Source organism: Methylobacterium brachythecii, from assembly GCF_014196345.1.
Lineage (GTDB): Bacteria > Pseudomonadota > Alphaproteobacteria > Rhizobiales > Beijerinckiaceae > Methylobacterium > Methylobacterium brachythecii.
Map to the genome: position 1 here is coordinate 119,500 of NZ_JACIDN010000010.1, position 22,948 is coordinate 142,447.

25 protein-coding genes and 1 tRNA gene are annotated in these 22,948 nt (G+C 65.0%); 13 read left to right on the top strand and 13 right to left on the bottom strand.

All coding sequences use genetic code 11. The features are described 5' to 3' along the window. The first annotated feature begins 91 nt into the window (after positions 1-91). The 6 genes from GGR33_RS22810 (at position 92) to GGR33_RS22835 (ending at position 2,971) form a co-directional block, all read left to right on the top strand. Positions 92-436, top strand: coding sequence for a septal ring lytic transglycosylase RlpA family protein (locus tag GGR33_RS22810; protein ID WP_183511358.1), 345 nt, complete (start codon positions 92-94; stop codon positions 434-436). Further along, positions 433-936, top strand: coding sequence for a sterol desaturase family protein (locus GGR33_RS22815; RefSeq protein ID WP_183511367.1), 504 nt, complete (start codon positions 433-435; stop codon positions 934-936). The genes GGR33_RS22810 and GGR33_RS22815 overlap by 4 nt, the downstream gene beginning before the upstream one ends. A 279-nt stretch (positions 937-1,215) precedes the next feature. Continuing rightward, on the top strand, positions 1,216-1,932 hold the full coding sequence (locus GGR33_RS22820; RefSeq protein ID WP_183511378.1) for a lysozyme family protein: 717 nt from the start codon (positions 1,216-1,218) through the stop codon (positions 1,930-1,932). Positions 1,933-1,934: 2 nt separating this feature from the next. Further along, positions 1,935-2,198: a hypothetical protein gene (locus tag GGR33_RS22825; protein WP_183511383.1), complete on the top strand. Its 264-nt coding sequence runs from the start codon at positions 1,935-1,937 to the stop codon at positions 2,196-2,198. Then, positions 2,198-2,608, top strand: a complete 411-nt coding sequence (locus tag GGR33_RS22830; RefSeq protein WP_183511389.1) for a hypothetical protein — start codon at positions 2,198-2,200, stop codon at positions 2,606-2,608. Before GGR33_RS22825 ends, GGR33_RS22830 begins: the two co-directional genes overlap by 1 nt. A 6-nt stretch (positions 2,609-2,614) precedes the next feature. Next, on the top strand, positions 2,615-2,971 hold the full coding sequence (locus GGR33_RS22835; protein WP_183511393.1) for a hypothetical protein: 357 nt from the start codon (positions 2,615-2,617) through the stop codon (positions 2,969-2,971). 92 nt (positions 2,972-3,063) lie between these two features. On the opposite strand, the gene GGR33_RS22840 is transcribed toward GGR33_RS22835, so the two are convergent. The 5 genes from GGR33_RS22840 to trhO all read right to left on the bottom strand — a co-directional run bounded on the left by GGR33_RS22840 (position 3,064) and on the right by trhO (position 6,435). Then, complete coding sequence (locus GGR33_RS22840; RefSeq protein WP_183511401.1) at positions 3,064-3,567, bottom strand: hypothetical protein; 504 nt, start codon at positions 3,565-3,567, stop codon at positions 3,064-3,066. 93 nt (positions 3,568-3,660) lie between these two features. Then, a complete protein-coding gene (locus GGR33_RS22845; protein WP_183511409.1) occupies positions 3,661-4,425 on the bottom strand; it encodes a class I SAM-dependent methyltransferase in 765 nt (254 codons plus the stop codon). A gap of 232 nt (positions 4,426-4,657) precedes the next feature. Further along, positions 4,658-4,733, bottom strand: a tRNA-Val gene (locus tag GGR33_RS22850). A gap of 61 nt (positions 4,734-4,794) precedes the next feature. Continuing rightward, the gene (locus GGR33_RS22855) at positions 4,795-5,010 is read right to left on the bottom strand and encodes a SlyX family protein (RefSeq protein WP_183511417.1); all 216 of its coding nucleotides are present in this window, start codon (positions 5,008-5,010) and stop codon (positions 4,795-4,797) included. A 675-nt stretch (positions 5,011-5,685) separates the two neighbouring features. Next, positions 5,686-6,435 (bottom strand): oxygen-dependent tRNA uridine(34) hydroxylase TrhO, encoded by a 750-nt coding sequence (trhO, locus tag GGR33_RS22860; protein WP_183511424.1) that lies wholly within the window; start codon positions 6,433-6,435, stop codon positions 5,686-5,688. A gap of 489 nt (positions 6,436-6,924) precedes the next feature. Between trhO and GGR33_RS22865 the strand changes: the two genes are divergently transcribed. Continuing rightward, the gene (locus GGR33_RS22865; RefSeq protein WP_183511429.1) at positions 6,925-7,470 is read left to right on the top strand and encodes a hypothetical protein; all 546 of its coding nucleotides are present in this window, start codon (positions 6,925-6,927) and stop codon (positions 7,468-7,470) included. Between the two features lie 96 nt (positions 7,471-7,566). Here the strand turns inward: GGR33_RS22865 and polA are convergent, their stop codons facing one another. Continuing rightward, positions 7,567-10,644, bottom strand: a complete 3,078-nt coding sequence (gene polA / locus GGR33_RS22870) for a DNA polymerase I (protein WP_183511438.1) — start codon at positions 10,642-10,644, stop codon at positions 7,567-7,569. Positions 10,645-10,792: 148 nt separating this feature from the next. Between polA and GGR33_RS22875 the strand changes: the two genes are divergently transcribed. The 4 genes from GGR33_RS22875 to GGR33_RS22890 all read left to right on the top strand — a co-directional run bounded on the left by GGR33_RS22875 (position 10,793) and on the right by GGR33_RS22890 (position 13,146). Beyond that, a complete protein-coding gene (locus GGR33_RS22875; protein WP_183511446.1) occupies positions 10,793-11,272 on the top strand; it encodes a cupin domain-containing protein in 480 nt (159 codons plus the stop codon). Positions 11,273-11,611: 339 nt separating this feature from the next. Further along, a complete protein-coding gene (locus tag GGR33_RS22880; protein WP_246413405.1) occupies positions 11,612-11,971 on the top strand; it encodes a hypothetical protein in 360 nt (119 codons plus the stop codon). Positions 11,972-12,154: 183 nt separating this feature from the next. Next, positions 12,155-12,832 carry a hypothetical protein gene (locus tag GGR33_RS22885; protein WP_183511456.1) on the top strand — a complete coding sequence of 226 codons (678 nt, stop codon included), beginning with the start codon at positions 12,155-12,157 and terminating at the stop codon, positions 12,830-12,832. A gap of 8 nt (positions 12,833-12,840) precedes the next feature. Further along, positions 12,841-13,146: a hypothetical protein gene (locus GGR33_RS22890; RefSeq protein WP_183511465.1), complete on the top strand. Its 306-nt coding sequence runs from the start codon at positions 12,841-12,843 to the stop codon at positions 13,144-13,146. On the opposite strand, the gene GGR33_RS22895 is transcribed toward GGR33_RS22890, so the two are convergent. From GGR33_RS22895 to GGR33_RS22910, 4 genes are all read right to left on the bottom strand, one after another. Continuing rightward, the gene (locus tag GGR33_RS22895) at positions 13,143-14,585 is read right to left on the bottom strand and encodes a UdgX family uracil-DNA binding protein (protein ID WP_183511490.1); all 1,443 of its coding nucleotides are present in this window, start codon (positions 14,583-14,585) and stop codon (positions 13,143-13,145) included. The genes GGR33_RS22890 and GGR33_RS22895 overlap by 4 nt on opposite strands. A 248-nt stretch (positions 14,586-14,833) precedes the next feature. After that, complete coding sequence (locus GGR33_RS22900; protein WP_183511497.1) at positions 14,834-16,045, bottom strand: putative DNA modification/repair radical SAM protein; 1,212 nt, start codon at positions 16,043-16,045, stop codon at positions 14,834-14,836. 242 nt (positions 16,046-16,287) lie between these two features. After that, positions 16,288-16,713 carry an OsmC family protein gene (locus GGR33_RS22905; RefSeq protein ID WP_183511502.1) on the bottom strand — a complete coding sequence of 142 codons (426 nt, stop codon included), beginning with the start codon at positions 16,711-16,713 and terminating at the stop codon, positions 16,288-16,290. A 60-nt stretch (positions 16,714-16,773) separates the two neighbouring features. Next, positions 16,774-17,253, bottom strand: coding sequence for a RecX family transcriptional regulator (locus GGR33_RS22910; RefSeq protein WP_306484265.1), 480 nt, complete (start codon positions 17,251-17,253; stop codon positions 16,774-16,776). Positions 17,254-17,477: 224 nt separating this feature from the next. On the opposite strand from GGR33_RS22910, the gene GGR33_RS22915 reads away from it, so the two are divergent. Next, on the top strand, positions 17,478-18,893 hold the full coding sequence (locus GGR33_RS22915; protein WP_183511531.1) for a TAXI family TRAP transporter solute-binding subunit: 1,416 nt from the start codon (positions 17,478-17,480) through the stop codon (positions 18,891-18,893). A gap of 2 nt (positions 18,894-18,895) precedes the next feature. Here GGR33_RS22915 and GGR33_RS22920 read toward each other — a convergent pair whose 3' ends face one another. Genes GGR33_RS22920 through GGR33_RS22930 form a run of 3 tightly spaced genes read right to left on the bottom strand, consistent with a single transcriptional unit; the run spans position 18,896 to position 21,719 of the window. Next, positions 18,896-19,765: an SDR family oxidoreductase gene (locus tag GGR33_RS22920; RefSeq protein ID WP_183511535.1), complete on the bottom strand. Its 870-nt coding sequence runs from the start codon at positions 19,763-19,765 to the stop codon at positions 18,896-18,898. After that, entirely contained in the window at positions 19,762-20,982 is a 1,221-nt protein-coding gene (gene queG / locus GGR33_RS22925; protein WP_425488811.1) for a tRNA epoxyqueuosine(34) reductase QueG, read from the bottom strand. The genes GGR33_RS22920 and queG overlap by 4 nt, the downstream gene beginning before the upstream one ends. A 44-nt stretch (positions 20,983-21,026) precedes the next feature. Continuing rightward, a complete protein-coding gene (locus tag GGR33_RS22930; RefSeq protein WP_183511538.1) occupies positions 21,027-21,719 on the bottom strand; it encodes a glutathione S-transferase family protein in 693 nt (230 codons plus the stop codon). A 292-nt stretch (positions 21,720-22,011) separates the two neighbouring features. Between GGR33_RS22930 and GGR33_RS22935 the strand changes: the two genes are divergently transcribed. After that, the gene (locus GGR33_RS22935) at positions 22,012-22,869 is read left to right on the top strand and encodes an undecaprenyl-diphosphate phosphatase (RefSeq protein WP_183511543.1); all 858 of its coding nucleotides are present in this window, start codon (positions 22,012-22,014) and stop codon (positions 22,867-22,869) included. The last annotated feature ends 79 nt before the right edge of the window (positions 22,870-22,948 follow it).

The window sequence follows — 22,948 nt, forward strand, 5'->3', positions numbered from 1 at the left end:
TCAGACAACACGCACACCGTGCAGCCTGCGTTTGCTGCACACCTTCCCGGCAACGTCCCTAACCGGGGCTTACCCAACACCGGAGATCTGAATGCTCCTGCAGCGCATCGCGCTGCGGGCCGCCCTCGCTTGCCTCGTGCTCGCGAGCGTGCCCGCGCATGCCGACATCGCCTCCTGGTACGGTCCCGGCCTCGCCGGCCGCCCGACCGCGAATGGCGAGCGCTTCAATCCGGGCGGTTTCACCGCAGCCCATCGCTCGCTGCCCTTCGGCACGCGGGTGCGGGTGACGAACCATGCAAACGGCCGCTCGGTCGTTGTCCGGATCAACGATCGCGGCCCATTCGTCGCCGGCCGGTCGATCGATCTCGCCGCCGGCGCGGCGCGCGCGATCGGCGTCTTGGGGACAAGCCACGTTCGCCTCGAGGTGGTCCGATGAGCCGCCTCGCGTACTACGCCGACTTCGTCACGATGCCGGTCCTGGCGCTGGTGCTGATCGCCCTCGGCGACGCGACCATGCATGGCGTCATCGCCGGTATCCTGCTCTGGACGCTCGCCGAATACGTGCTCCATCGCTGGGCCTTTCACGCTCTGCCCTTCTTCAAGCCGGCGCACGACGAGCACCACGCCAAGCCCTCGGGCCGCACCGGCGTGACGTCCTGGCATTCGCTCGCGGTCTTCGGGGGTCTCGCCCTGGTGCTACCGGCCGGGATCCTCGCCGGCTTCGTGATCGGGTACCTCGCCTACATCACCGCGCACCACGCCGTGCACCACTGGCGTATCGCGCCGGGACATCTGCTCTACGCGCTGAAGCTCCGGCACAACGCTCATCACCGCGGCGTCGAGGCGAATTTCGGCGTGGTGACCACGGTCTGGGACCGCGTCTTCGGCACGTACCGCCAGATCAAGCGGCCAAGCCGAGCTTCAGGCCGACCGTAAACTCACCGATGAGCTCGGGGCCACAGATGCGGACGCGGACGCTTCCGCGCTTCCGGCCATTCGCTGCGATTTCGACGCGCTGCGGGACGCGACACACGCTCGCGAGGCTTATCCGAGCCGCCGCGTAGACCTCCGCGGGCGACATGCATGTCGCCGTTCGCGTGTCCGCCTGGATGATCGCCAGGGCCTCGCGCCGAAACGTCTCGCTCATCGTCATACTCCTCGCACCGGAAGCCAATCCGGCGAGGAAACCCTCGTTCCAGCAGAGAGATGGTACAAATGGCCGCGAGCCTCGATCGCGCTGCCTTCTACAAGGCTGTGCGCACCGCCCCGTTCGGCAAGGGCCTGTCGTCCGCGCAGGTCGCCGGCATGGAGGCGATTCTCAACGCGGCGCCGTCGCTGCTCGGCACGACCTCGCTCGGATACTCCCTGGCAACGACCTTCCACGAGACGGCGCGCACCATGCAGCCGATCGAGGAGTACGGGCGCGGCAAAGGGCGGAGCTACGGTCCGACCGGCTTCTGGGGGCGCGGCTTCGTGCAGCTCACCTGGGAGGCGAATTACGCCAAGGCGACGGCGCGGCTTCGGCAGCTCGGCATCCTGAACGCCTCCGAGGACCTGGTGAAGACGCCGAAGCTCGCGATGCGCCTCGATGTGGCGGCCGCGATCCTGTTCTACGGCATGGTCGAGGGCTGGTTCACCGGCAGGAAGCTCGCGGACTACTTCGCCGGCGGCCGCTACGATCCGGTCGGTGCCCGGCACATCATCAACGGGACCGACGACGACGACCTGATCGCCGGCTACTGCGGGCACTTCGTCGACGCGCTGCGGGCGGCCGGACACTCCATCATCCCGACCGCAGCGGCGATGCAGGTCGCAGCTCAGCCGGCGCCCTCCGGCAGCATGCTCCGGACCGGCGTCCAGGCGACCGGCGCCGCCACCAAGGGCGCGCTGAACTGGCTCTACTCGACCGTCCACAACTCGCTGAAGGCCTGACGATGTTCGATCGCCCCCTCTTCCGGGCGCGGCTGCGCCTGCATCGCTGGGCCGAGGCCGTGCGCGGCTGGAAGGTCTACCTGCTCGCCCTCGTGATCGGCCTGCCCGACATGCTTGATGCCCTCGCCGGCATCGACATCACCACGCTGCTGCCGCCCTGGGTGCCGGGCGCGAAGTTCGCCGCAGGTCTCGCCGTCGCGCGGGTGCTGGCTCGGGCCTACTCGCTGAGCCTTGCGCGCATCCTGCCGCCGGGAGGGCCACGCTGATGTGGAGCCTCTTCACTGGCATCTTCACCGGCGGGTGGAGCATGATCGCCAAGGGCATCCTCGGCGTATTCGGCAACTCCATCCTGCAGCCGATCCTTCAGCATCTCGACGCGTCGACGGCCGCGAACCGGGACACGGCCATAGCCATGGTCCAGGCGGAGATCGCCGCGAACCAGGCCAAGGCCGCGATCGCAACGTCGTTCAAGGCGCTCGTCTATGGAATCGGCACACCGCCCGCGATCCATTTTGGGGCGACTTGCCTGAACCATACATTCGCCCTCGGTTGGCCCGTCATGCCGCTGCCGGCCGAATACGTGCCGGTCGAGCAGACGATCCTCACGGCGCTCTTCATCTCTTCGCCCCTCACCACGCTCGCTCGCGCCGGCGCCGCCCGGTTGCTGAAGGCATAACCGACCATGGACACGTCCTTCCTCGCCACGGGTCCGATTTCGTGGCCTGCGCTGATCGCGTTCGCCCTGTTTCTATTCGCGCTTGGCCGCGCCGCTGACTGGGTCGGGACGAAGCTGAAGGCTGGCACCGACAAGGCGGTGAGCCCGCTTACGGTCGACATGGCCGCCGTCAAAATTCAGATCGCGAGCCAGGCCGAGCAGCTAAATGCCTTCAAGGTCGAAGTAGCGCGAACCTATGTGACTGGTGACGTGATCACTCGTCTTGAACGTCGGATCGACGACATGGTCACCTCGGTGCGCCACGAGATGACGGAGACGCGCGAGGCCATGCTGCAGGCCTTCATGGGCCGGCCGCCGCGATAGCCGCCGAATTCTTCCCAGATCGTCCCATGCGCCCCTGGCTTCGGCTGGGGGCGCTTTTTTGCGGCCTGGTAAATTAAGCAAAATTGAGCTTCTCACGCAGGTTCGATGAAGCGACCGCCATTGTCGCGAGACCATTGCAGTATTAAGCCGCAGAGCTCGCCGAGTTCGTCCAGAAGGGTCTCTACGTCTTTAGCCGTTCGCGGAACGACAAATTCTGGGACTTTACCCTTTTGACGGACCAACACCCGCTTTTCGAAATTATCCGCTTCGAACCCTTCGATACCATGGATAAGTCGATTTCGGGACTCGATTATCGCGATGGCACGCTGCGCTAGCGTGACTGCGGTTTCGTCACCCTTTTCCCTTGCAAGCACTTCAATATCCTTGGCTTTATTGCCAATCATGCGGCCGTGAAAGTCTCCAAGTTCTGAACCGCCGTTGCCCTGAAGCAGCGAGAAGGCTGCACTCAGCATCACATCAAGGCCGGCGGTGTCGAAAACCAGCTTCCCGAGAGCGATGAGTAACGCTTCGTCAGCTGCGCCATGAAAACAAATCTTCTGCATCGGTTTACGGCGCGGCCTTTGGTGAAAGCTCAATTGTAGCTGATGATCTCCGCCACCTTAGGGATTAGCAGCAATCGGCAGTTCGATAAGCTGCACTCCGCGGTAGCTACATCTTATCAACTGTAGTCACAAAAACGATGACGTCCGCACTCCCACGAACATAGAACGAAAGTTACTTGCATAATAACCGGCTTCCATGGAGTTTTTAATGTTTGGGCTAATATGATCAATTTGCTCAAATACCATATCAAATCCGGCATTGTGTAGACATTGAAAAAGGCTTGGCTTAGTCAGCCAGAATGATTTCGTATTTGACCATGCTGCCCATTTAAGGCTTTCAAGTTCCTCTACGTTCTTCGCATCATGCTCGAAAAACCAACGGCCACGCATACCCTCATTCTCGGTCATTGAGGATAGGTTGAATTGCTCTCCCCCTTCTTCAGGGGCGTAGTGGGTGTTTATTATTACCGCATCCCGTGCCTGGGCAGACATGGCATCGATAAACTGCACCGGATTCTGCAAATGATAAAGCAAACCACAACAGAATATTACATCAAACATTCCGTGAGTTTTTATATTTAAGACATCATCTTTAACGAAAGAAATATTGGGAAGACCAAGTGATTTCTGAACTAAAAGGCAATTATCATAGTTATTCTGCCTTACCTCAATACCAAGCGCGTCCAATCCAAGTCGAGCGAACTCAGCGGTATAGCCGCCTTCGAGACATCCCAGATCAGCTATCCTGCGTCCCTTGAGATTGGCCCTGTAAAGGAACTCGAGGCAGCGGATCGCCGCTTTTGCCCAACCTTCGTCAGACAACAGGCCCCCCGCTTCCGGAAACGTACTAGAGCCATCTGGCAGACGAACGTTGTGTGCGGTGAACGTCACGGGGCGCTTTGACCTACAAATCTGCGAGGCCCGAATCTCTAAAGGGCAGTTGCCCGAACCACAAAGCAACTTTTTCAGACGTCTCGATCGCCCTCAACCTTATGCAGACCGTGGGCGCGGGGCTCACATAGATCATCATAGGCTGGATCCGTTCATGAGCACCGAAGCTGGGGGTTTTCGGAGAATAAATGGAGAATCGAATTTAACGATCCGCTTAAGTAGCTAAAAAGATTGGTGGGCAGTGACGGGCTCGAACCGCCGACATTCTCGGTGTAAACGAGACGCTCTACCAACTGAGCTAACCGCCCTGACCGTGCGCGGAGCGTTACGAAAAACGCTCCGCTTTCGCAAGCGGGGCCGCGGCGTGGCTCAGTAATGCGGCGGGGGCGGCTCCGGCGCGCCGGCGCTCCCGCGGGCGGCAGAGGCCTCCTCGATCTGGGCTTCGAGGCGCTGGACCGCGCGCACCAGGGCGTCGATCTTCTTCCATTGCGCGGTGATCGTCGCGTTGAGATCCTCGATCGTGGCCTCCTGCTCGGTGAGGCGGATCTCGAGGCGGTCGATCCGGCTGTCATGTGGGTCGGTCATCGGTGCTCCTGTCGCCGGCCCTTGTATCCGAGGCGCGTTCACGCGTCCCCGCGAGCTGAGCGCTCCGGGGGGTGGGGTGACGCGGGACGCCGCAGAACCACGGCAAGCTTGCAGTCAGAAACGACGGTTCCCCGGCGTCCCGCGGTCGGCGGCCCCCATGCGAGGCCGTCGGCCGGTTTTTCGTCGCGGTGTCTCCAACGGGATCCGGCCTGCGAGTAGACGTTTCCGGGTCGTGATGCCCCGGGTTGCCACAAAAGGGTCTGTCCCAGCCTACTGCCCCGTAGTGAGCAGCGCCGCAGTTCACTCTTCCGTCCCAGAGTTGGGTCACGGGACCGGTCATTTCCTCCCGGTGCGCGTTCCCGCGTGTCCGTGCCCGATCCGAGAGCGGCGTCTCGCCGAACCCGTCGCCCGGAGCGAGGGGACCGAACCCCCGCCGCAGGCACCGCCCCGCCTCCCATCACGCCTCCAGTCGGTCACCGGCGGCGCACCCCGAAAGTCCGGGACGCGAGTGAAAGGAAACAATCATAAAATAGGAATTATGTCAACATGTGACCGTCGTTGCGGGCGCAGCGAAGCAATCCAGGCGACGTCTCCGCGTCTGAAGCGGCTGAATTGCTTCGTTGCGCTCGCAATGACGAGGATCGGCGCGATGGCGGGGCGCCCACTCGGGAACCGCTACCGCGTCTCCTCCGGCTCGTGCTCCGGCCGCTCCTCCAGCCCGTGGCCCAACGCGACTCGCTCGTCGAAGACGAAGCAGTCGCCGCGCCAGCGGCTCTCGGCCTCGGGCACGGTCTTGAGGTACTTTAGGATGCCGCCCTTGAGCAGGTGGACATGCGCGAAGCCGCGCTCCTTCAGATAGGCCCCGGCCTTCTCGCAGCGGATGCCGCCGGTGCAGAACAGCGCGACCTCTGGCTGCTCGGCCGGATCGAGCCCGTCCGCATAGGCGCGAAACTCCGAAAAACTCCTTGTGCCGGGATCGACCGCGCCCTCGAACGTGCCGAGCGCCACCTCGAAGGCGTTGCGGGTATCGACGAGGAGCAGGTTCGGCCGCGCCATCAGCGCGTTCCAGTCCTCGGGGGCGACGGTCTCGCCGGCCCCGCGCGTCGGATCGGTGCGGCCCCCGTCGAAGGTGACGATCTCGGGCTTCAGCTTCACCTTGAGGCGGCGGAAGGGCGGCGCCTCGGCGGTGGAGAGCTTGCATTCGAGGTTGTCGAGCCGGCCGCCGAGCAAGGGGCCACGCAGCTCCGCCAGGAAGGCGTCGATCGCCTCGGCCGAGCCCGCGACGGTACCGTTGATCCCCTCCTCCGCCAGCAGCAGCGTGCCGGCGATGCCGAGCGACTCGCACAGCGCCTGCAACGGCGCCTGCAACGCGGCGGCGTCGGGCAGAGAGACGAACTGGTAGAGGGCGGCGACGGTGTGGGGCATGTCGCCGAGGGTTTAGCAGCGGCGTGGCGATGGTGAAACGCACGTCGGCGCAGAGCGGCCGTCCCTGTCCGCCAACCCGCCAGCCTACCCCAGGATAAGGATTGCGGGCGGGGGCCTTAGTCCAAATCATCAAAAACAAACAATCGATTGGACCCTATCGGGGTTTTTGCGAAACGGCGCTACTGCGCGGACGCAGCGGTGAGGGGCAAGCAAATTGAAGACTTGCCTCTAAACTTAGTTGGCACACCACGTTCAATCAAACGCACTCATTTTATCTCGGATGACTTCACGATGAATATTGATCGAGCCGCGCAAAGTCTATAAACTTGTATTAATTTTCTATGCGCTTTCGTTTAGAGTGATTATCAGCTCCACTAACGCCACCACAACTAGAAATTAGTCTTGATAAGCAGCTAGATGTCGGCATAGACTTGTTGAAGATTCCCTAGAAATTTGTCTGCTCATTCCAGTTCCTTACGGAGGTTGCTCGTGCCGGAGATGTACCTATTGGACCTATGGGAGGAATATAAGCCTGAGAAGAAAGCAGATATGATAAAAATACTGAATGGATATTTGAGCCAATGTTCTACCGAAAACCAACCAACTATGCGGGCTTGGTGGTGGTATTGGGATCCGACGCCAAGTAGTCTTGATATTTTAATTTATATGGTTCCATCTAGATTTGACAGCGTCGCATATATGTACGACTCAACTGGAGATTTTGCGCAAGACGGCTCAGATGGTCAAACTCTTATTGGACCAGGCAATAAGCCTTCTATTGCCGAGGTATACACTCGCCCGTATACTGCTACAGTTATGGCCAATTTAGTTTTTCATGAAGCGATGCATATGAAACTTAAGAAGGGAAATAGTATGCATGCGCTTGGAGGGGTTGCCAGCGCTACCGTGCCCACCAAGGTAGGATTAAGCAAAACGAACATCAGCGCGATGAAATCAGCGCTTTTGAAACCAGTCACACAATGGTCCGACGGCATCGCTCAGGTTCGGGCACGGCAGCAGAGCGGGTTGCCCTGATTGCAACCACGTTGCTCCCTCCGTTGTTCGTTTGGCTAGCCAGCCTCGGCGAAATGCCGTCAGGAAGAGGCGGATGGATGGGCGAACCGCGCCTGACTAATGCGCCTCATCCCAATTCCCAGCCGCCCGCGCCTCCACCACCAGCGGCACCTTCAGTGACACGGCTGGGGCCGGCGCCTCGACCATGACGCGCTGGATCACCGGGATCGCCTTGTCGATCTCCTCCTCCGGCACCTCGAAGACCAGCTCGTCGTGCACCTGCAGCAGCATGCGGGCGGTGACGCGCTCGGCCTTCAGCGCGGCCTCCATGCGGATCATGGCGCGGCGGATGATGTCGGCGGCCGTGCCCTGGATCGGGGCGTTGATGGCCTGGCGCTCCACCGAGGCGCGCTCGTTCGGGTTGTTGGAGCGGATCTGCGGGTAGTGGCAGACGCGGCCGAACAGGGTCGTCACGTAGCCCTTGTCCCGGCAGAGTTTTTTGGTGGCCTCGATGTAGTCTCGGATACCCGGGAACCGCTCGAAATACTGCTTGATGAAGAGGCTCGCCTCCTCGCGACCGATGCCGAGGCGGTCGGCGAGGCCGAAGGCCGAGATGCCGTAGATGATGCCGAAATTGATCGTCTTGGCGCGCCGGCGCAGGTCGCTGGTCATCTGGTCGAGGGGCACGCCGAACATGGCGCTGGCCGTGGCCGCGTGGATGTCGAGCCCCTGCTCGAAGGCCTCCTGCAACTGCGGGATGTCGGCGATATGGGCCAGCAGGCGTAGCTCGATCTGCGAATAGTCGGCCGAGATCAGCCGCGTGCCCTCCGGCGCGACGAAGGCCTTGCGGATGCGCCGACCTTCCTCGGTGCGGATCGGGATGTTCTGCAGGTTCGGCTCCGAGGACGAGAGCCGCCCGGTGGTGGTCGCGGCGAGCGCGAAGGAGGTGTGGATGCGGTTGGTCTGCCGGTCCGCATGCTCCTGCAGCGTGTCGGTATAGGTCGATTTCAGCTTCGAGAGTTGGCGCCAGTTGAGGATCTTCTTCGGGAGATCGTGGCCGGCCTGGGCGAGTTCTTCGAGCAGGGTCGCGGGCGTGGCCCATTGGCCGGACGGCGTCTTCTTGGCGCCGGGCAGGCCCATTTTGCCGAACAGGATATCGCCGATCTGCTTCGGCGAGCCGACCTGGAATTTCTCGCCCGCATCCTCCTGGATCTCCTCTTCCAGCCGGGCGAGCGTCTGGGAGAAGTCGCCGGAGAGGCGGCTCAGCATGTCGCGGTCGATGCGGATGCCCTCGGCCTCCATGCGGGCGAGCACCGAGACCAGCGGGCGCTCCAGCGTCTCGTAGACGGTGACGCGGCGCTCGGCGGCGAGCCGCGGCTTCATCATCCGCCAGAGCCGGAAGGTGACGTCGGCATCCTCGGCGGCATAGGCGGTGGCCTTGTCCAGCGGCACGCGCTCGAAGGTGATCTTGTTGCGGCCGGTGCCGGTGACCTCGGAGAAGGTGATCGGCGTGTGCCCGAGATGGCGCTTGGAGAGCTCGTCCATGCCGTGCCCGCCCTTGCCGGCATCGAGCACGTAGGAGATCAGCATGGTGTCGTCGAAGGGCGCGACCGTGATGCCGTAGCGCGCGAGCACCGACAGGTCGTACTTGATGTTCTGGCCGATCTTCAGCGTGCCAGGGTCTTCCAGCAGCGGCTTGAGCGCCGCGATCGCCTCCTTGAGCGGGATCTGGCCCGCGACCGGCTCGGTGACGTCGGAAGCGGCCTTGTCTCCGAACAGGTCGCCGCCGCCCACGGCCGCGACATGGCTCAGCGGGATGTAGGCCGCGCGCCCCACGCCGACGCAGAGCGAGACGCCGACGAGCCCGGCCCGGTGCGCGTCGAGCGCGTCGGTCTCGGTGTCCACCGCGACGATGCCGGCCTCGAAGCCCTCGGCGATCCAGGCATCGAGCTGTTCGCGGTTGAGGATGGTCTCGTAGGCCTCGCGGTCGAACGGTTTGACCGCCTCGGCCGCGCGCTCGGCGACGAGGGTGGAGGGCGTCGGCTCGGCCGAGCCGCGCTTCTTGGCCGGCGCATCCGGCAGGTCGAGGCCCGCGAAGGGATCGGCGCTGGGAGGCGCCTCGCCCGGCCCGCGCTCAGCCCCGGCGGCCGCCGTCTCCGGATCGTCGAAGGGGGCGTCGTCACGCGCGCCGGGCGCCAGGGACGGGTCCGGCTTCACCTTCTCCGGGTCGACATGCAGCATGTCGGCGATGCGGCGGGTGAGCGTGTTGAACTCCATCGCCTTCAGGAAGCCGACGAGCTTGTCCGGGTCGGGCTTCGGCACGCCGAGTTCGTCGAGCGCCACGGGCACCGCGACGTCCTCGACCAGCGCCACGAGCTTTCGCGAGAGGCGGGCCTGCTCGATATTGGCGAGCAGTGTCTCGCGGCGCTTGGGCTGCTTGATCTCGCCGGCCCGCTCCAGCAGCTGCTCCAGGCCACCGTATTCCTTGATCAGCGCGGCGGCGGTCTTGAGGCCGATGCCGGGCACGCCGGGCACGTTGTCCGAGGTGTCGCCGATCAGCGCGAGCGCATCGCCGATCTGGCTCGGCTCCAGGCCCTCCCACTTGGCGACGATGGCCTCTTGATCGAGGTTGCGCTCAGGCCGGTAGCCCGGCTTGCCCTTGGCCCCGGATTCGAAGTCGTAGAACCGGATTTTCTCCGAGACGAGCTGCATCAGGTCCTTGTCGGAGGACACGATGATGACGCCGGCACCCCGGGCCTCGGCCTGCCGGGCATAGGTCGCGATCAGGTCGTCGGCCTCGTAGCGCTCCATCTCGATGGCATGCAGGCCGAAGGCGCGCACGGCGTCGCGCATCAGCGGCATCTGGCGCTTGAGGTCGTCCGGCGCATCGGGGCGGTGGGCCTTGTAGTCGGGGTAGAGTTCCTTGCGAAAACTCTGCTCGGACTTGTCGAAGACGATACCGAGATGGCTCGGCTTGATGCCGGCCGCGCCGTCCTGGAGGAACTGGGCGATCTTCGTGCAGAACAGCCGCACCGCGCCGGTGGGCAGGCCGTCCGAGGGCCGTGTGTTGTACTTCTGGTCCTGATTGATCGACTGGAAATACGCGCGAAAAATGAAGGACGAGCCGTCGACCAGGATGACCTGATCGCCTTCGCCGACGGACTTTTTGGGCTGGTTCTCAGGCTCGGCGGTCATTCTTCGGACTCGTGCACGGATCGAGGCCCTGTCTAGAGGGCCGGACGCGCCCGCGCCACCGTGGCGGATGGGTGGACCAAGGGACGGCTTGAGGACCCTCCGCCCGAGCGACATCTTCCGCTCCTCGACACAACGACAAGAGGACAGGATGAGGAAGCACGTCCAAGTCGCCCTGCTCGCCGGGCTCGCGGGGCTCACGATCGGCGGAGCGGCCCTCGCCGAGGAGCACCTGGTCGAAACGCCCGATGCGGCTTCGGTGAAATACGGGCCGGGCCCGAAGAACCTGCCGAAGGGCACGGAGCTCGCCGTTCTCTCCGGAGATCCCTCGCAACCGGGCCCCTTCGCGCTCCGGGTGAAGTTCCCGGCCAACACCCTGATCGCGCCTCACACCCATTCGAAGCCCGAGACACTGACGATCCTCAGCGGCTCGATTTTCCACCAGCATGGCAAGACGGTCGACAAGACGAAGGGCAAGGAATTGCGGACCGGCGGCTTCGTCTATCTGCCGGAGCTGATGCCACATTCGCTGTGGACGACGGGCGAGCCGGTGGAGCAGCAGGTCAACGGCTCCGGCCCGTTCGGCGTGGACTACGTCAACCCGGCCGACGACCCGAGCAAGGGCGGCTGACTTTTCGGGTTTCTTGGAAATCACGGCGGGGCCTCGGCTCCGCCGCTTCCGCATTCGTCCGTTCTCCGCCGAACCATGTGTGATTGAGCACGGCACCCACGCGATCGAGCCGAGCAACGGGAACCGTCTCTGATCTTTGAGAGACTTTTCACGATCGGCGGGCGACATGAAATAATCTGCAAACAACTGGCCGATAAGCGAAATATAACGATGCTGCACTGCGACAAAGCGTGTCTTGTCGTGAGATTCACACTCACCAGATCCGGTCCACGCAACGCCGGGCAGCACCCGAGACCGATCCCCGGTCTTCCGGGTAGCTCGGCATCAGTGGAGTTCGTCATGAACACTCGTATGAAGACCGCCATCGCAGCCGCCGCCGTGACCCTCGGCCTCGCCGCGGCGCCGGCCTCTGCGCAGGTCCTCGGCAGCGGCTATGGCGACCAAGGCAGCGCGGCGGGTTATGACGGCCGCGCGCCCGGCTACAACGACGACGGCACGCTCAACGTGTTCGGTGCACATATCGACCCGCCCGGCGCTCGCGGCGGTCTAGTTGGTGGCGTCGGCAACGTCGTCGGCGGCGTGACCAACGGTGTCGGCAGCGTGGTTGGCGGTGTCGTCGGTGGTGTGACCGGAGCCGCGGACGACGTCGTCACCGGCTCGACCGGCGGGCGCTACGCAAACGGCCGGCCAACATTCTGAACCGACGGATGCGGCGGGGCAGAGACCCCGCCGCCTTCTTGTCTGCCGACAAATTAAACTTCGTCAGCCGGGCGTGCCGTTCAGGTTAATTTAAGGTATCATTTGAGCCTGACCGGAACCCGATGCACATGCTCCCGTTGAGGCATAACCGGCCCAGCTTGGACGAGCAGCGAGGGACACGCCATGAACTCGCCCCGAAAAGGCAGCGCGCGGCGTGCCGTTGCACTGGGCTTCGCTTCGGCAAGCCTGCTGTTGGCCACCGCCGTCGGCGTGAATGCCCAGGATGGTGGCTTCTTCGAAATGCTGTTTGGGACGCAGCGCCAAGCGGCGCCGGCTCCCGCGCCGTCCTATGGCAGCCCGGGCGTGTTCGGAGACCGCTCCTACCGGCGCTACCGTTCCGAACGCCGCCGTGCGTTGCGAACACGCTACGCCGCCCTGCCCCGCACCGACGATCTCAAGAGCGACATCAGCGGTAAGCAGCCGGTGGATCAGCAGGCGATCCAGGACAACCCGACCAAGGCTATCCTCGAGGACAAGACGCTGCGTCCCGGCGACATCGTGGTGATGCCCGCCGGCCCGAAAGTGTTCGTCGGCGGTTCGCAGAAAATCCACCGTATGAGCGAATTCGAAGACGTGAAGTCGTCGCGCTTCATCGACAAGAAGACCCGGTTCCAGCTCATCGCGATGATGGTGCCAATCGGTGCCATGCCCGCTGACCAAGCCCGCAAGGTGATGAAGGTCAGGCTGAAGCTGGCGCAGGACGACGAGATCAAGGCGATCGAGGCGAAGAACGAGCCGACCGATCAGCAGATGCAGACCATGCGCAAGATCATGCCCTGGAAGCGGCCGGTGGAGCAGTAGGGCTGCTCGTGGCGCTCGTCCTCGTCGCGTTTCTTTGCGGCGTGATTGTCAGGACGTGGCGTCAAATCTTCATCGGCGTGGCGATCATCTGGCTGATGGTGTCCGCCTGGAACGTCGTCACCGTGGCATCGGTGGTGAGCACCACCTCGGTTCCGAACCCATCCGGCGGCTTCGCACAAGTCGCGGGATATCTCACGGCGGAGCTGTTGATCATGGCAACGGAGCTGCTCTTCGCAGACACGATTGGCCACGCAATTCGCGCCGCTCTCTCCAGCGGCCGACAAAAGCCACCGCCCGACGCCGAAACTGTCTAAGCCGCCAGTTCTCCAATCCGCCTAAGATCGTCCACGAAGGCCTCGTAGGCCGCTGCCTTCGCCTCCTCGTCCGGCAACCTGAGTAGGTAGGACGGGTGGACGGTGATGAAGCCCTGGAACGGCTTGCCGCCGAAATCGAACGGGCCGCGGTTGCGGGTGATCGGAACGGCCTTGCCGGCGAGCGCCAAAACTGCGGTCGCGCCAAGCGCCACCACGATCTTCGGATGCACGAAGTCGAGCTCGCGCTCGAGCCACCAGCGATAGTGGCTCACCTCGCCGGCCGTCGGCTTCTCATGGATGCGGCGTTTGCCGCGCTGGGTGAACTTGAAGTGCTTCACCGCATTCGTGACGTAGGCATCCCCGCGACTCAGTCCGGCCTGCTCCATCGCCCGTGAGAAAAGCTGGCCGGCCGGCCCGACGAAGGGGCGCCCTTGCAGATCCTCCTGGTCGCCCGGCTGCTCGCCAACGAAGGCGATCGCTGCGCCGACCGGCCCTTCGCCAAGCACGGCCTGTGTGGCGCCCGGCACCAGCGGCTCCGAGCGTTTGATGATGGCGTTCAGCGCGTCGAGCGAGGCCGGATTTTGGTCGGCCATCGCCGCGACGGCCTTGGCGGGATCGCGTTTCGTCGGCATCTGCGGCATCCTCTCAATCATCTCCGAGGTCCGCATGGCGGCATCACGGACGAGCCTGGGAATCGCGGCCGTCTCTGGCATGTTCCGCCAGTACTTTTTGGGCATCTCGGCGCGCATGGCGTCGAGGTTGAGCCGGGCTGGATTGAAGGTGCTCTCGTAATAGTCGCGCCAGCCGGCCTCGAAGCCGTCGCCCTCTGGCACCTCCTCGCGGCGCCCCGGCGGCCCGAAGCTCAAGCGATCGGTGTCCCAATGTGCCGAGCCCTCCGGCGTCAGGATCGACCAGGCGAAGGAGCGGAATCGCTCCACGAAGAACGGTGCGGCCGCCTCCAGAATGTGGTGATCCGGCTCGAACCAAGCCGCGAACTTTTCGGGCGGGCCGCCCTCGACACGGCGGAAACGCAGGAAGGCGTGCATTTTGTGCAGGTCACGCCGCACGGCCTTCCGCATCAGGTGCAGACGATGGACGAGCGGATTGCTCAATACGTCGAGGAGTGCGCGCTCGCCTCGCGTGACGCGCCAGATCAAAGCGTAGAGCAGCGCGTAGCGCTCCGGGTCGCTGTGCGGGACGATCATCGGGATCAGTTCGCCGACCGCGCGCGGCAGATGGAGCGGCGGAGCTTCCGCGGTCTCCGCGCCGTCGCCGAACAGGCTCGCGGCTTCGCCGATTTGCCAGACGATGCGCTCTGGCGGGATCGAGGCGGCGATCAGGCGCCGCGCAGCCCGCCGGAAGCCGGCAAGGTCAGCCCCCTGTTCAAGAGATGCAACGGAGACCCCTCCCCCCTCCGCGGAGGAGGGTGGCCCTCGCATCAGCGAGGGTCGGGAGACGGGAGCGTCTTTTCCGGAGAGGTCGTTCCCCTCTCCCGACCCGCTTCGCGCGCCACCCTCTCCCGCAGAGGGGGGAGGGTTGAGCGGTGGCCCGGCTCTCATCTCACAACGCGCTCCGCATCCACCCCGTCATTGCGAGCGCAGCGAAGCAATCCAAGCGACGTTTCCGCGTCTGAAAAGTCTGGATTGCTTCGCTGCGCTCGCAATGACGGTGGAGACGTTCAGACATCTCAGAACAGGCTCAACTGCTGTGCCGGCTCGGCGAGACGCGCGCGCAGGTCGAGCCGCTGGCTCGTCGCGCCGGGGCGATAATCCTCGGCGATCAGGAACTCGCGCGCCCGTTTCAGCCCGGCGGTCAGTCGCTTCACGTCGTCGAGCCGCAATCGGGTGTGGCGACGCGCCTTGAGGATCGCATCGACCGCCCGTGTGCCGAGCCCGGGCACGCGCAACAGCATCTCGCGATCGGCCCGGTTCACGTCGACGGGAAAGAGGTGCCGGTTCTTGAGCGCCCAGGCGAGCTTCGGGTCGATGTCGAGGGCGAGCATGCCGCCATCGGTCGCCTCGGCCACTTCTGGGGCGGTGAACTTGTAGTACCGGAGCATCCAATCGGCCTGATAGAGCCGGTGCTCGCGCTTCAGCGGGGGCGCCTGCGGCGGAAGGGCCGAGGAGGCATCGGGGATCGGGCTGAAGGCCGAGTAATAGACGCGCGAAAGCCGATAGGACCCGTAGAGCACGGCGCTCTTGGCGATCATGGCGGAATCGTCGGTGGCATCGGCGCCGACGATCACCTGTGTCGATTGCCCGGCGGGAGAGAAGCGCCGCTTCTCGGCGCGGGCCTGGCTGATCCGCTCGCCGATCCGGCCCATCGCCGTCTCGATCGTCGCGCCGCTCTTTTCGGGCGCGAGCCGCGTCAGGCTCGCTTCGGTGGGGAGCTCCAGATTGATCGAGAGCCGGTCGGCGAAGAGACCCGCCTCTTCGACAAGCCACGGGCTCGCCTCGGGGATCGATTTGAGGTGGATGTAACCGCGAAATCCGTGATCGCGCCGCAGCTTCTTCGCGACCAGCGTCATTTGCTCCATCGTGTAGTCGGGCGAGCGAATGATGCCGGAGGAGAGAAACAAGCCCTCGATATAGTTGCGCTTGTAGAATTCGATTGTGAGCGTGACGACCTCATCGACCGAGAAGCGCGCGCGCTGGACGTTCGAGGAGCGCCGGTTTACGCAATAAACGCAATCGAACAGGCAGTAATTCGTCAGCAGGATCTTGAGCAGCGAGACGCATCGCCCGTCGGGCGTATAGGCGTGGCAGATGCCCGCCCCCGTTGTCGAGCCGAGCCCATCCTTGCCGGCCGAGCGTTTCGGCGCATTCGATGAGGCGCAGGAAGCGTCATACTTGGCTGCGTCCGCGAGGATGCGCAGCTTCTTCGCGAGCGTTTCGTCCATGGAACGTACCATGAACGTTTGAGGGAACGAGAACAAGGATGCGGGCGGTCGAACGAGGGAATCGGCAGGGATCGGAGATGCGACCGATCCGCCCACGGATCTTTACCGTCTCCATCATCGTCATTCCGGGGCGCCGAAGGCGAACCCGGAATCCAGAGCCGCCGACGCAGTCAGGTTCGACCGAACCTGTGCGTCTGGATTCCGGGTTCCGCTGCGCGGCCCCGGAACGACGGTGCCCGCTTTCAGGCCAGCGTCGCCTGAAGCGTGACTTCCGCCGTGAAGAGCTTCGAGATCGGGCACCCGGTCTTGGCGTTGTAGGTCAGTTCGTCGAACTTGGCCTTGTCGATGCCGGGGATTTTGGCGGTGAGCGTCAGGGCGGATTTCGTCACCTTGAAGCCGGCACCGTCCTTCACGAGCGTGACCACCGACTTCGTATCCAGCGAATCAGCCTTCAGTCCCGCTTCCTGCAGCTGGAAGGCGAGCGCCATGGTGAAGCAGCTCGCATGGGCCGCGGCGATCAGCTCCTCCGGGTTGGTGCCCGGCTCGTTCTCGAAACGCGTGTTGAAGCCGTAGGGATTGTTGTCCAGCACGCCGGACTGCGTCGTGATCGTGCCCTTGCCGGACTTGCCGTCGCCTTCCCAATGGGCGCTCGCGTGGCGGTCGGTCATCTGGTGCTCCCTTGGCATCTCGCGCGGCTGCGCGATGAGAGGCGAGGTGGTGCGGCAGGATCAGATGTCGAGGCCCTTCGTCGAGGGTTGGCTCTCGTTCGCGTCGGCGTCGATCACGGCTTTGCCCACGGAATAGGAGAAGCCTGCCCGAGCCATCGCGGCGAGATCGCGCTCGCGATGGGCGGGGCGCGTGTCGGCCGGGCGGTGCGGTCCGATTCGGCGGCGGCGGGCGAAAGCCCGGGCTGCTACCTCTTCGGCCGTCTCGCCGGCCTCGCTCTCTTCCCGCTCCATCGCGAGAGCGGCCTCCACGGTCGCACGATCGACGCCCTTGGCGGCCAGAGCCGCGCCGGCCTTCCGGGTCGAGGTACCCCTGCGACGCAGCGTCGCGAGCCGCGCATTCGTGAAGCGCGCATCGTCGACGAGGCCGGCGCGGACGGCGCGCGCGACCGTCGCCTCGATCAGCTCGGAATGCTCCGCGGGCTCTTCCAGACGGTCGCGGGAGCGCTTCTCGACGCGGCGCGCGAGCACACGGCGAAGCATCTCTGCAGTCGCGCTGTAACGGTCAAGGTAATGTAGCGCGACGCGCTCCAGCCACTGCTCAGTTACGGCGGGCGCAGGTCTTGCTTTCCTTTCGGCGGCAACGTTCCGCGTTTTCATCGGTTCTTCACGATCTGGACAGGTTTCCATTCCATGACTTGGGTATGGATAACACGCCGCTTCGAACGCTCCGGCGCTCCGTCGCCGCTTTCTTGGCCACCTGCCTCATGAGGCGGGAGTGGATTCTCGTCCTGCTCGCCCTCGGCCTCGCCGCGATCGCCGGGGCGGTGGTCTACCTGTCGCGCCCCACCACGCTCACCGTCGCCGTCGGCCCGCGCGACGGCGCCGAGGCCGTCCTGATGGACGCCTATGCGAAGGCGCTCGCCAAGAATCGCGAGGACATCCGCCTCAATCTGCTGACCCTCGACGACGTGGACGACAGTGCGCGGGCGCTCCAGGAGAATCGTGCCGACCTCGCCGTGGTCCGCCCGGACGTCAAGCTGCCGGATAACGGCCTGACGCTGGCGGTGCTGCACGACGAGGCCCTGATCATCGCCGCGCCCGATGCTTCGGACATCGACACCTTCCCCGATCTGTCGAAGCGCCGGCTCGGCGTGCTGATGCGTCACGATGCCGATCTCGCCGTCATCAGCCACCTGCTCGACTTCTACGACTTCGTGCCCGCTTCGGGCGCCGACGCCACCAACCCGGCCCTCGCGGCCGGCCGCGTCGGCATCGTGCCGCTGAAGGCCGCCGAGGTGAAGTCCGCGCTGGAGGAGAAGCGCGTCGATGCCATCGCCGTGATCGCGGCACCGTCCTCCAAGCCGGCCGTGTCCGTGGTGCGCGCCGTGGCGGCGTTCTCGCCCGAGAAGAAGGTGACGCTGGTCAGCGTGCCGGACAGCAAGGCGATCATCCAACGGTTTCCCGAGCTGCAGCCGATGTCGGTGGCCGCAGGCACCTTCGGCGGACGGCCGACCCTGCCCGAGGAAGACATCGATACGCTCGGCGTGTCCTACCGCCTGATGGCACGCGGCTCGGTGAACCGGGTCGCGGTGGCCTCTGTGGTGCAGCATCTGTTCGAATGGCGCCCGCGCCTCGCCGCGGCGACACCGCTCGCCAACCAGGTCAAGGCGCCGGAATACGAGACCACGGTCACCGCCACGAGCGCGCGGCTGCCGAACCACCCCGGCGCGGTCGACTATTTCGAGCGCGAGCAGCAGACCTTCCTTCAGCGCTACGAGGATTACATCTACCTCGTCGCCTTCTTCGGCGGCACGCTCGGCTCCTGCTTCGCCTGGATTGGCCAGCGCCTCGCCCGCAAGCGGCGCGAGCGCGTCGACGCCGTGCTCGACCGCTTGCTGGACATCCTGGCGGAGGTGCGCGCCGCGGAAAATCCGGCAGCGCTCAACGCCATCGGCTGCGAGATGGACGGACTCGTCGCCGACGTGGTGCGCCATGCACGCGAGCGGTCGATCGACACCCGCGTCCTCAGCGCGCTGATCCTCGCCATCGACGCCGTGCACGCCGCCCTCGACGATGCCCGCCGCGCACTCGGCGTCACGCCTCCGATGGCCGAGAGCACGGGTGCCGCCCGCGTCCGCACGGCCCGTCTGCTCTCGCTGAACCTGCCAGCCGCCGAGTAGTCTCAGCCTTCGGCATCCGCGACGAGGCCGGCGAGCCCCTCGCGATAGGTCGGATAGGCGAGTGCGACGCCGAGTTCTTGGCGGATCAGTTGGTTCCGCACCCGCTTGTTCTCGCCGTAGAAACTGCGCGCCATCGGGCTGAGATCGGCCGTCTCGAAATCGACCTCGGGCGGGAGCGGCAGGCCGGTGATCTCGGCCGCATGCTCGATCACCACCTGCGGAGCCGTCGGCTCGTCGTCGGTGACGTTGTAGATCGCGCCGCCCCGAGGCCGCTCGATCGAGGCGGCGAGCACCGTCGCGATGTCGTCGACATGGATGCGGTTGAAGACCTGCCCGGCCTTCACGATGCGCTGCGACTTGCCCTCGCGCAGCTTGGTGATTGGGTTGCGGCCGGGGCCGTAGATTCCCGAGAGCCGGAAGACCTGAACGGGTTTGCCCGCCTCGTAGCCGAGAGACAGCCACGCCTCCTCGGCCTCGAGCCGTCCCTTCGAGCGGCCGCTCTTAGGGAGCGCCGGCTCGCTCTCGTCGATCCAGGCGCCGCCCTGGTCGCCATAGACGCCGATGGTCGAGAGGTAGCCGATCCAGCCGATCCGGCTCGCGGCGATGGCATCCCGGTAGCGGGCGAGCGCGCCGTCACCGCTCTGCCCCGGCGGGGCCGAGATCAGGAGCATGTCGGTGTCGGCGAGGTCGGTGGCGATGCGTGCGTCGTCCGTCTCCGGCCCGAAGGCGCGCATGGCGAAGCCGGTCTCGGCGGCGATGGCTTCGGCGCGCTCGGCTTCCGTGACCGTTCCGCGAACGACCGCGAAGCGCGCACGCTCCCGCTCGGCGAAATGCCGGGCCGTGTAGCCGAGGCCGAAGACGAAGAGGTTCATGCGGAAAAGCTCGCGCGTTTCCCTCCCCCTTGCGGGGAGGGATGAAGGGTGGGGGTGGTTCCGCTTGCCGGTGTCGGATCAGGCGGAGCCACCCCCAACTCCAACTCCTCTCCGCAAGGGAGAGGAGAGCAGGCGCGCCATTCTTCGCGCACGGTAGCGTCGCTTTCGCGGGCCGCGTGCGCGTTAGCCAATGCCCTCATCCGCCCATCGTCGAGCAACCTATCGCAGGCCCAGACCGCCGCACCGCGAACCACCGGAGCCGGATCGTCGAGGCAGCGCATGGCCTCCCTGGCCAGCGCCAGATCACCCGAATTGCCGATCGCGATCAGCACGTTGCGCAGGAAGCGGTCGCGCCCTGTCCGCTTGATCGGCGTTCCGGCGAAGAAGGCGCGAAACTCCGCATCGTCGAGCCGCGACAGCTCTGCCAGCGGCGGCGAGGCGAGGTCGGCCCGTGCGGCCATCTTCGCCTCGCCGGCCTGCTCCGCAAACTTGTTCCAGGGGCAGACGGCGAGGCAGTCGTCGCAGCCGAAGATGCGATTGCCCATGGCCGCACGGAATTCGTGTGGGATCGGCCCCTCGTGCTCGATGGTCAGGTAGGAGATGCACCGCCGCGCATCGAGCCGATACGGCGCCGGAAACGCATCCGTCGGGCAGATGTCGAGACAGCGGCGGCAGGAGCCGCACGAATCCCGGCCCGGTGCGTCGGGCTCAAGCTCGGCGGCGGTGAAGATCGCGCCGAGCAGCATCCAGTTTCCGAACTCGCGTGAGACCAGGACCGTGTGCTTGCCTTGCCAGCCGAGCCCGGCGGCGGCGGCGAGCGGCTTCTCCATCACCGGCGCCGTATCAACGAAGACTTTCGCCGAGGCGCCGCTTCGCGCGGAGAGCAGTTGCCCGACCTCCTTGAGCTTGCCCTTGATTACCTCGTGATAGTCGCGGCGCTGGGCGTAGCTCGCAATGGTGGCGCGATCCTTCCGCGCGAGGTTGGCCAATGGATCGGCATCGGGCGCGGCATTGAGCCCGAGCATCACGATTGAGCGCACGCCGTCCCAGAGCGCGGAGGGCGCGGCGCGCTGGTCGCTGCGATCGGTCATCCAGGCCATCTCGCCGTGATGGCCCTCCTCGAGCCAGCGGCTCAGGCGCTCGCCAAGCTCCGGCACGGCATCAGGGCGCGTGACGGCGAAGGCATCGAAGCCGAGCGCCTTCGCGCGGGTCTCGATCACCTGCCGCAGGGCATTGCCGGTGAGCGGCGCCTTGGCGGTCTTCAGAAGTCCAGATTCGCGTAATGCGCGGCCGGGGCCATTCCCGGGGCCCGCTCGGCGAGAATCGCGCGGAAGGACGGGCGCGACTTCAGCCGCGCGTACCAGTCCCTCGCCATCTCGTCCTCTTCCCATGGCACGTCGCCGAGATAATCCACGCAGGACAAGTGGGCCGCAGCCGCGAAGTCGGCATACGTCATGTGGTCGCCAGCGATCCAGCGCCGCTGGCCGATCAGATAGCCGATATACTTCAGATGGTAGCGCACGTTGGCCCGCGCCGCGCGGATCGCGGCCATGTCAGGCGCGCCCCCGCCCTCCTCGGTCTTCATGAAGCGCTTGTAGATCTTCTCGGTGATCAGATAGTCGGTCACCTCGCCGTCGAACTTGACCAGGAACCAGTGCATCAGGCGCCGCACCTCGACGCGCGCGCTCGTGGTGTCCGGCAGGAGGCGGCGGCCGCTGAGCCCCAGACCCCGGGTCTCGTCGAGATATTCGGCGATGATGCCGGCGCCCGGCACCACGAGCCCGGTCTGCTCGACGAGCACCGGCGTCGTGCCGGCCGGGTTCAGCGCCAGGAAACCGTCGCGCCGTTCCCAGGGGCGTTCCTCCACGAGCTCGGGCTCCATGCCCATCTCGGCCAGCGCCAAGCGGATGAAGCGGGAGTTTGGGCAGAAGGGGGCGTGATGCAGCGTCGCCATTCAGGCCGTGATCTGGCGGGAGAGCCGGCGGAACGGGCGGCTATGGAACGAATATTGCCCGATCGTTGCCGCCTCATTAACACGCTCGAACCTCAGCGGTAACCGCATGTCAACCGCGACAGGCGACATCTGGATGATCGGCGCCTGCCGGACGTGCGGCTGCCGTGGGGAAGCGCGCTGAAACGGCTGCCACCATTTCGTCGTCCGATGACGGCAAAGCTGAGATCGAAGGCCGTATCCGGTCCGACCGGATCGGCCGGGATTTCCAAGACAGGACGAGGCAGGCAAGCTGATGGATTTCGCAAACCTGGTGAAGGCGCTGGTGCTCGCCGTCGTCGAAGGCGCCACCGAGTTCATCCCGGTCTCCTCCACCGGCCACCAGCTCCTGATCGGGCACTTCATCGGCTTCCACTCGCCGAACAACACCTTCGAGGTGCTGATTCAGCTCGGCGCGGTGCTGGCGATCCTCTACGCCTACTTCTCCCGTCTCTGGAAGATCGCGACCTCGCTGCCGAACGACCCGCGGGCGCGCCGCTTCGTCGGCTCGATCCTGCTGGCCTTCATCCCGGCGGCGATTATCGGCGGCATCTTCTCGAAGATGATCAAGGCCTACCTGTTCAACCCTTGGATCGTCTGCGCGACCCTCGTCGCCGGCGGCCTCGTGCTGCTGGTGATCGACGAGGCCGACCCGTACCAGCGCACGGATGCGCAGGGCGACGACGACCGCCAGGTCGGCACCGAGCGCCGCCAGCGCATGGACGACGTCTACGAGTTCAGCCTGCCGATGGCCTTCAAGATCGGCGCGTTCCAGTGCCTCGCCATGATCCCCGGCGTGTCGCGTTCCGGCGCCACCATCGTCGGCGCCATGCTGATGGGTGCGAGCAAGCGGGCGGCAACCGAGTTCTCGTTCTACCTCGCCATGCCGACCATGGCCGGCGCCTTCGCCAAGGACCTGCTCGACAACTACAAGAATCTGTCGAGCAACGACGCCCTGCTGATCGTCATCGGCTTCGTCGCGGCCTTCATCTCGGCGCTGATCGTGGTGCGCAGCGTGCTGGACTACGTGACCAAGCACGGCTTCTGGCTGTTCGCCTGGTGGCGCATCATCGTCGGCTCGCTCGGCTTCGCCGGATTGATCCTGCTCGGCTGACGGTTGAATCGACCTTCGGACGATTGCACCGCCTGCCACGGCGGTGCATGGGCTAGGGACGAAGCTGCGGGCAACATGA

Bases quoted from the DNA above. Each gene is read 5' to 3' on its own strand.
- GGR33_RS22810 (WP_183511358.1), top strand. From the start codon at position 92: ATGCTCCTGCAGCGCATCGCGCTGCGGGCCGCCCTCGCTTGCCTCGTG.
- GGR33_RS22815 (WP_183511367.1), top strand. From the start codon at position 433: ATGAGCCGCCTCGCGTACTACGCCGACTTCGTCACGATGCCGGTCCTG.
- GGR33_RS22820 (WP_183511378.1), top strand. From the start codon at position 1,216: ATGGCCGCGAGCCTCGATCGCGCTGCCTTCTACAAGGCTGTGCGCACC.
- GGR33_RS22825 (WP_183511383.1), top strand. From the start codon at position 1,935: ATGTTCGATCGCCCCCTCTTCCGGGCGCGGCTGCGCCTGCATCGCTGG.
- GGR33_RS22830 (WP_183511389.1), top strand. From the start codon at position 2,198: ATGTGGAGCCTCTTCACTGGCATCTTCACCGGCGGGTGGAGCATGATC.
- GGR33_RS22835 (WP_183511393.1), top strand. From the start codon at position 2,615: ATGGACACGTCCTTCCTCGCCACGGGTCCGATTTCGTGGCCTGCGCTG.
- GGR33_RS22855 (WP_183511417.1), bottom strand. From the start codon at position 5,010: ATGACCGACCCACATGACAGCCGGATCGACCGCCTCGAGATCCGCCTC.
- trhO (WP_183511424.1), bottom strand. From the start codon at position 6,435: ATGCCCCACACCGTCGCCGCCCTCTACCAGTTCGTCTCTCTGCCCGAC.
- polA (WP_183511438.1), bottom strand. From the start codon at position 10,644: ATGACCGCCGAGCCTGAGAACCAGCCCAAAAAGTCCGTCGGCGAAGGC.
- GGR33_RS22875 (WP_183511446.1), top strand. From the start codon at position 10,793: ATGAGGAAGCACGTCCAAGTCGCCCTGCTCGCCGGGCTCGCGGGGCTC.
- GGR33_RS22880 (WP_246413405.1), top strand. From the start codon at position 11,612: ATGAACACTCGTATGAAGACCGCCATCGCAGCCGCCGCCGTGACCCTC.
- GGR33_RS22885 (WP_183511456.1), top strand. From the start codon at position 12,155: ATGAACTCGCCCCGAAAAGGCAGCGCGCGGCGTGCCGTTGCACTGGGC.
- GGR33_RS22895 (WP_183511490.1), bottom strand. From the start codon at position 14,585: ATGCGAGGGCCACCCTCCTCCGCGGAGGGGGGAGGGGTCTCCGTTGCA.
- GGR33_RS22900 (WP_183511497.1), bottom strand. From the start codon at position 16,045: ATGGACGAAACGCTCGCGAAGAAGCTGCGCATCCTCGCGGACGCAGCC.
- GGR33_RS22905 (WP_183511502.1), bottom strand. From the start codon at position 16,713: ATGACCGACCGCCACGCGAGCGCCCATTGGGAAGGCGACGGCAAGTCC.
- GGR33_RS22910 (WP_306484265.1), bottom strand. From the start codon at position 17,253: ATGCTTCGCCGTGTGCTCGCGCGCCGCGTCGAGAAGCGCTCCCGCGAC.
- GGR33_RS22915 (WP_183511531.1), top strand. From the start codon at position 17,478: ATGAGGCGGGAGTGGATTCTCGTCCTGCTCGCCCTCGGCCTCGCCGCG.
- GGR33_RS22920 (WP_183511535.1), bottom strand. From the start codon at position 19,765: ATGAACCTCTTCGTCTTCGGCCTCGGCTACACGGCCCGGCATTTCGCC.
- GGR33_RS22930 (WP_183511538.1), bottom strand. From the start codon at position 21,719: ATGGCGACGCTGCATCACGCCCCCTTCTGCCCAAACTCCCGCTTCATC.
- GGR33_RS22935 (WP_183511543.1), top strand. From the start codon at position 22,012: ATGGATTTCGCAAACCTGGTGAAGGCGCTGGTGCTCGCCGTCGTCGAA.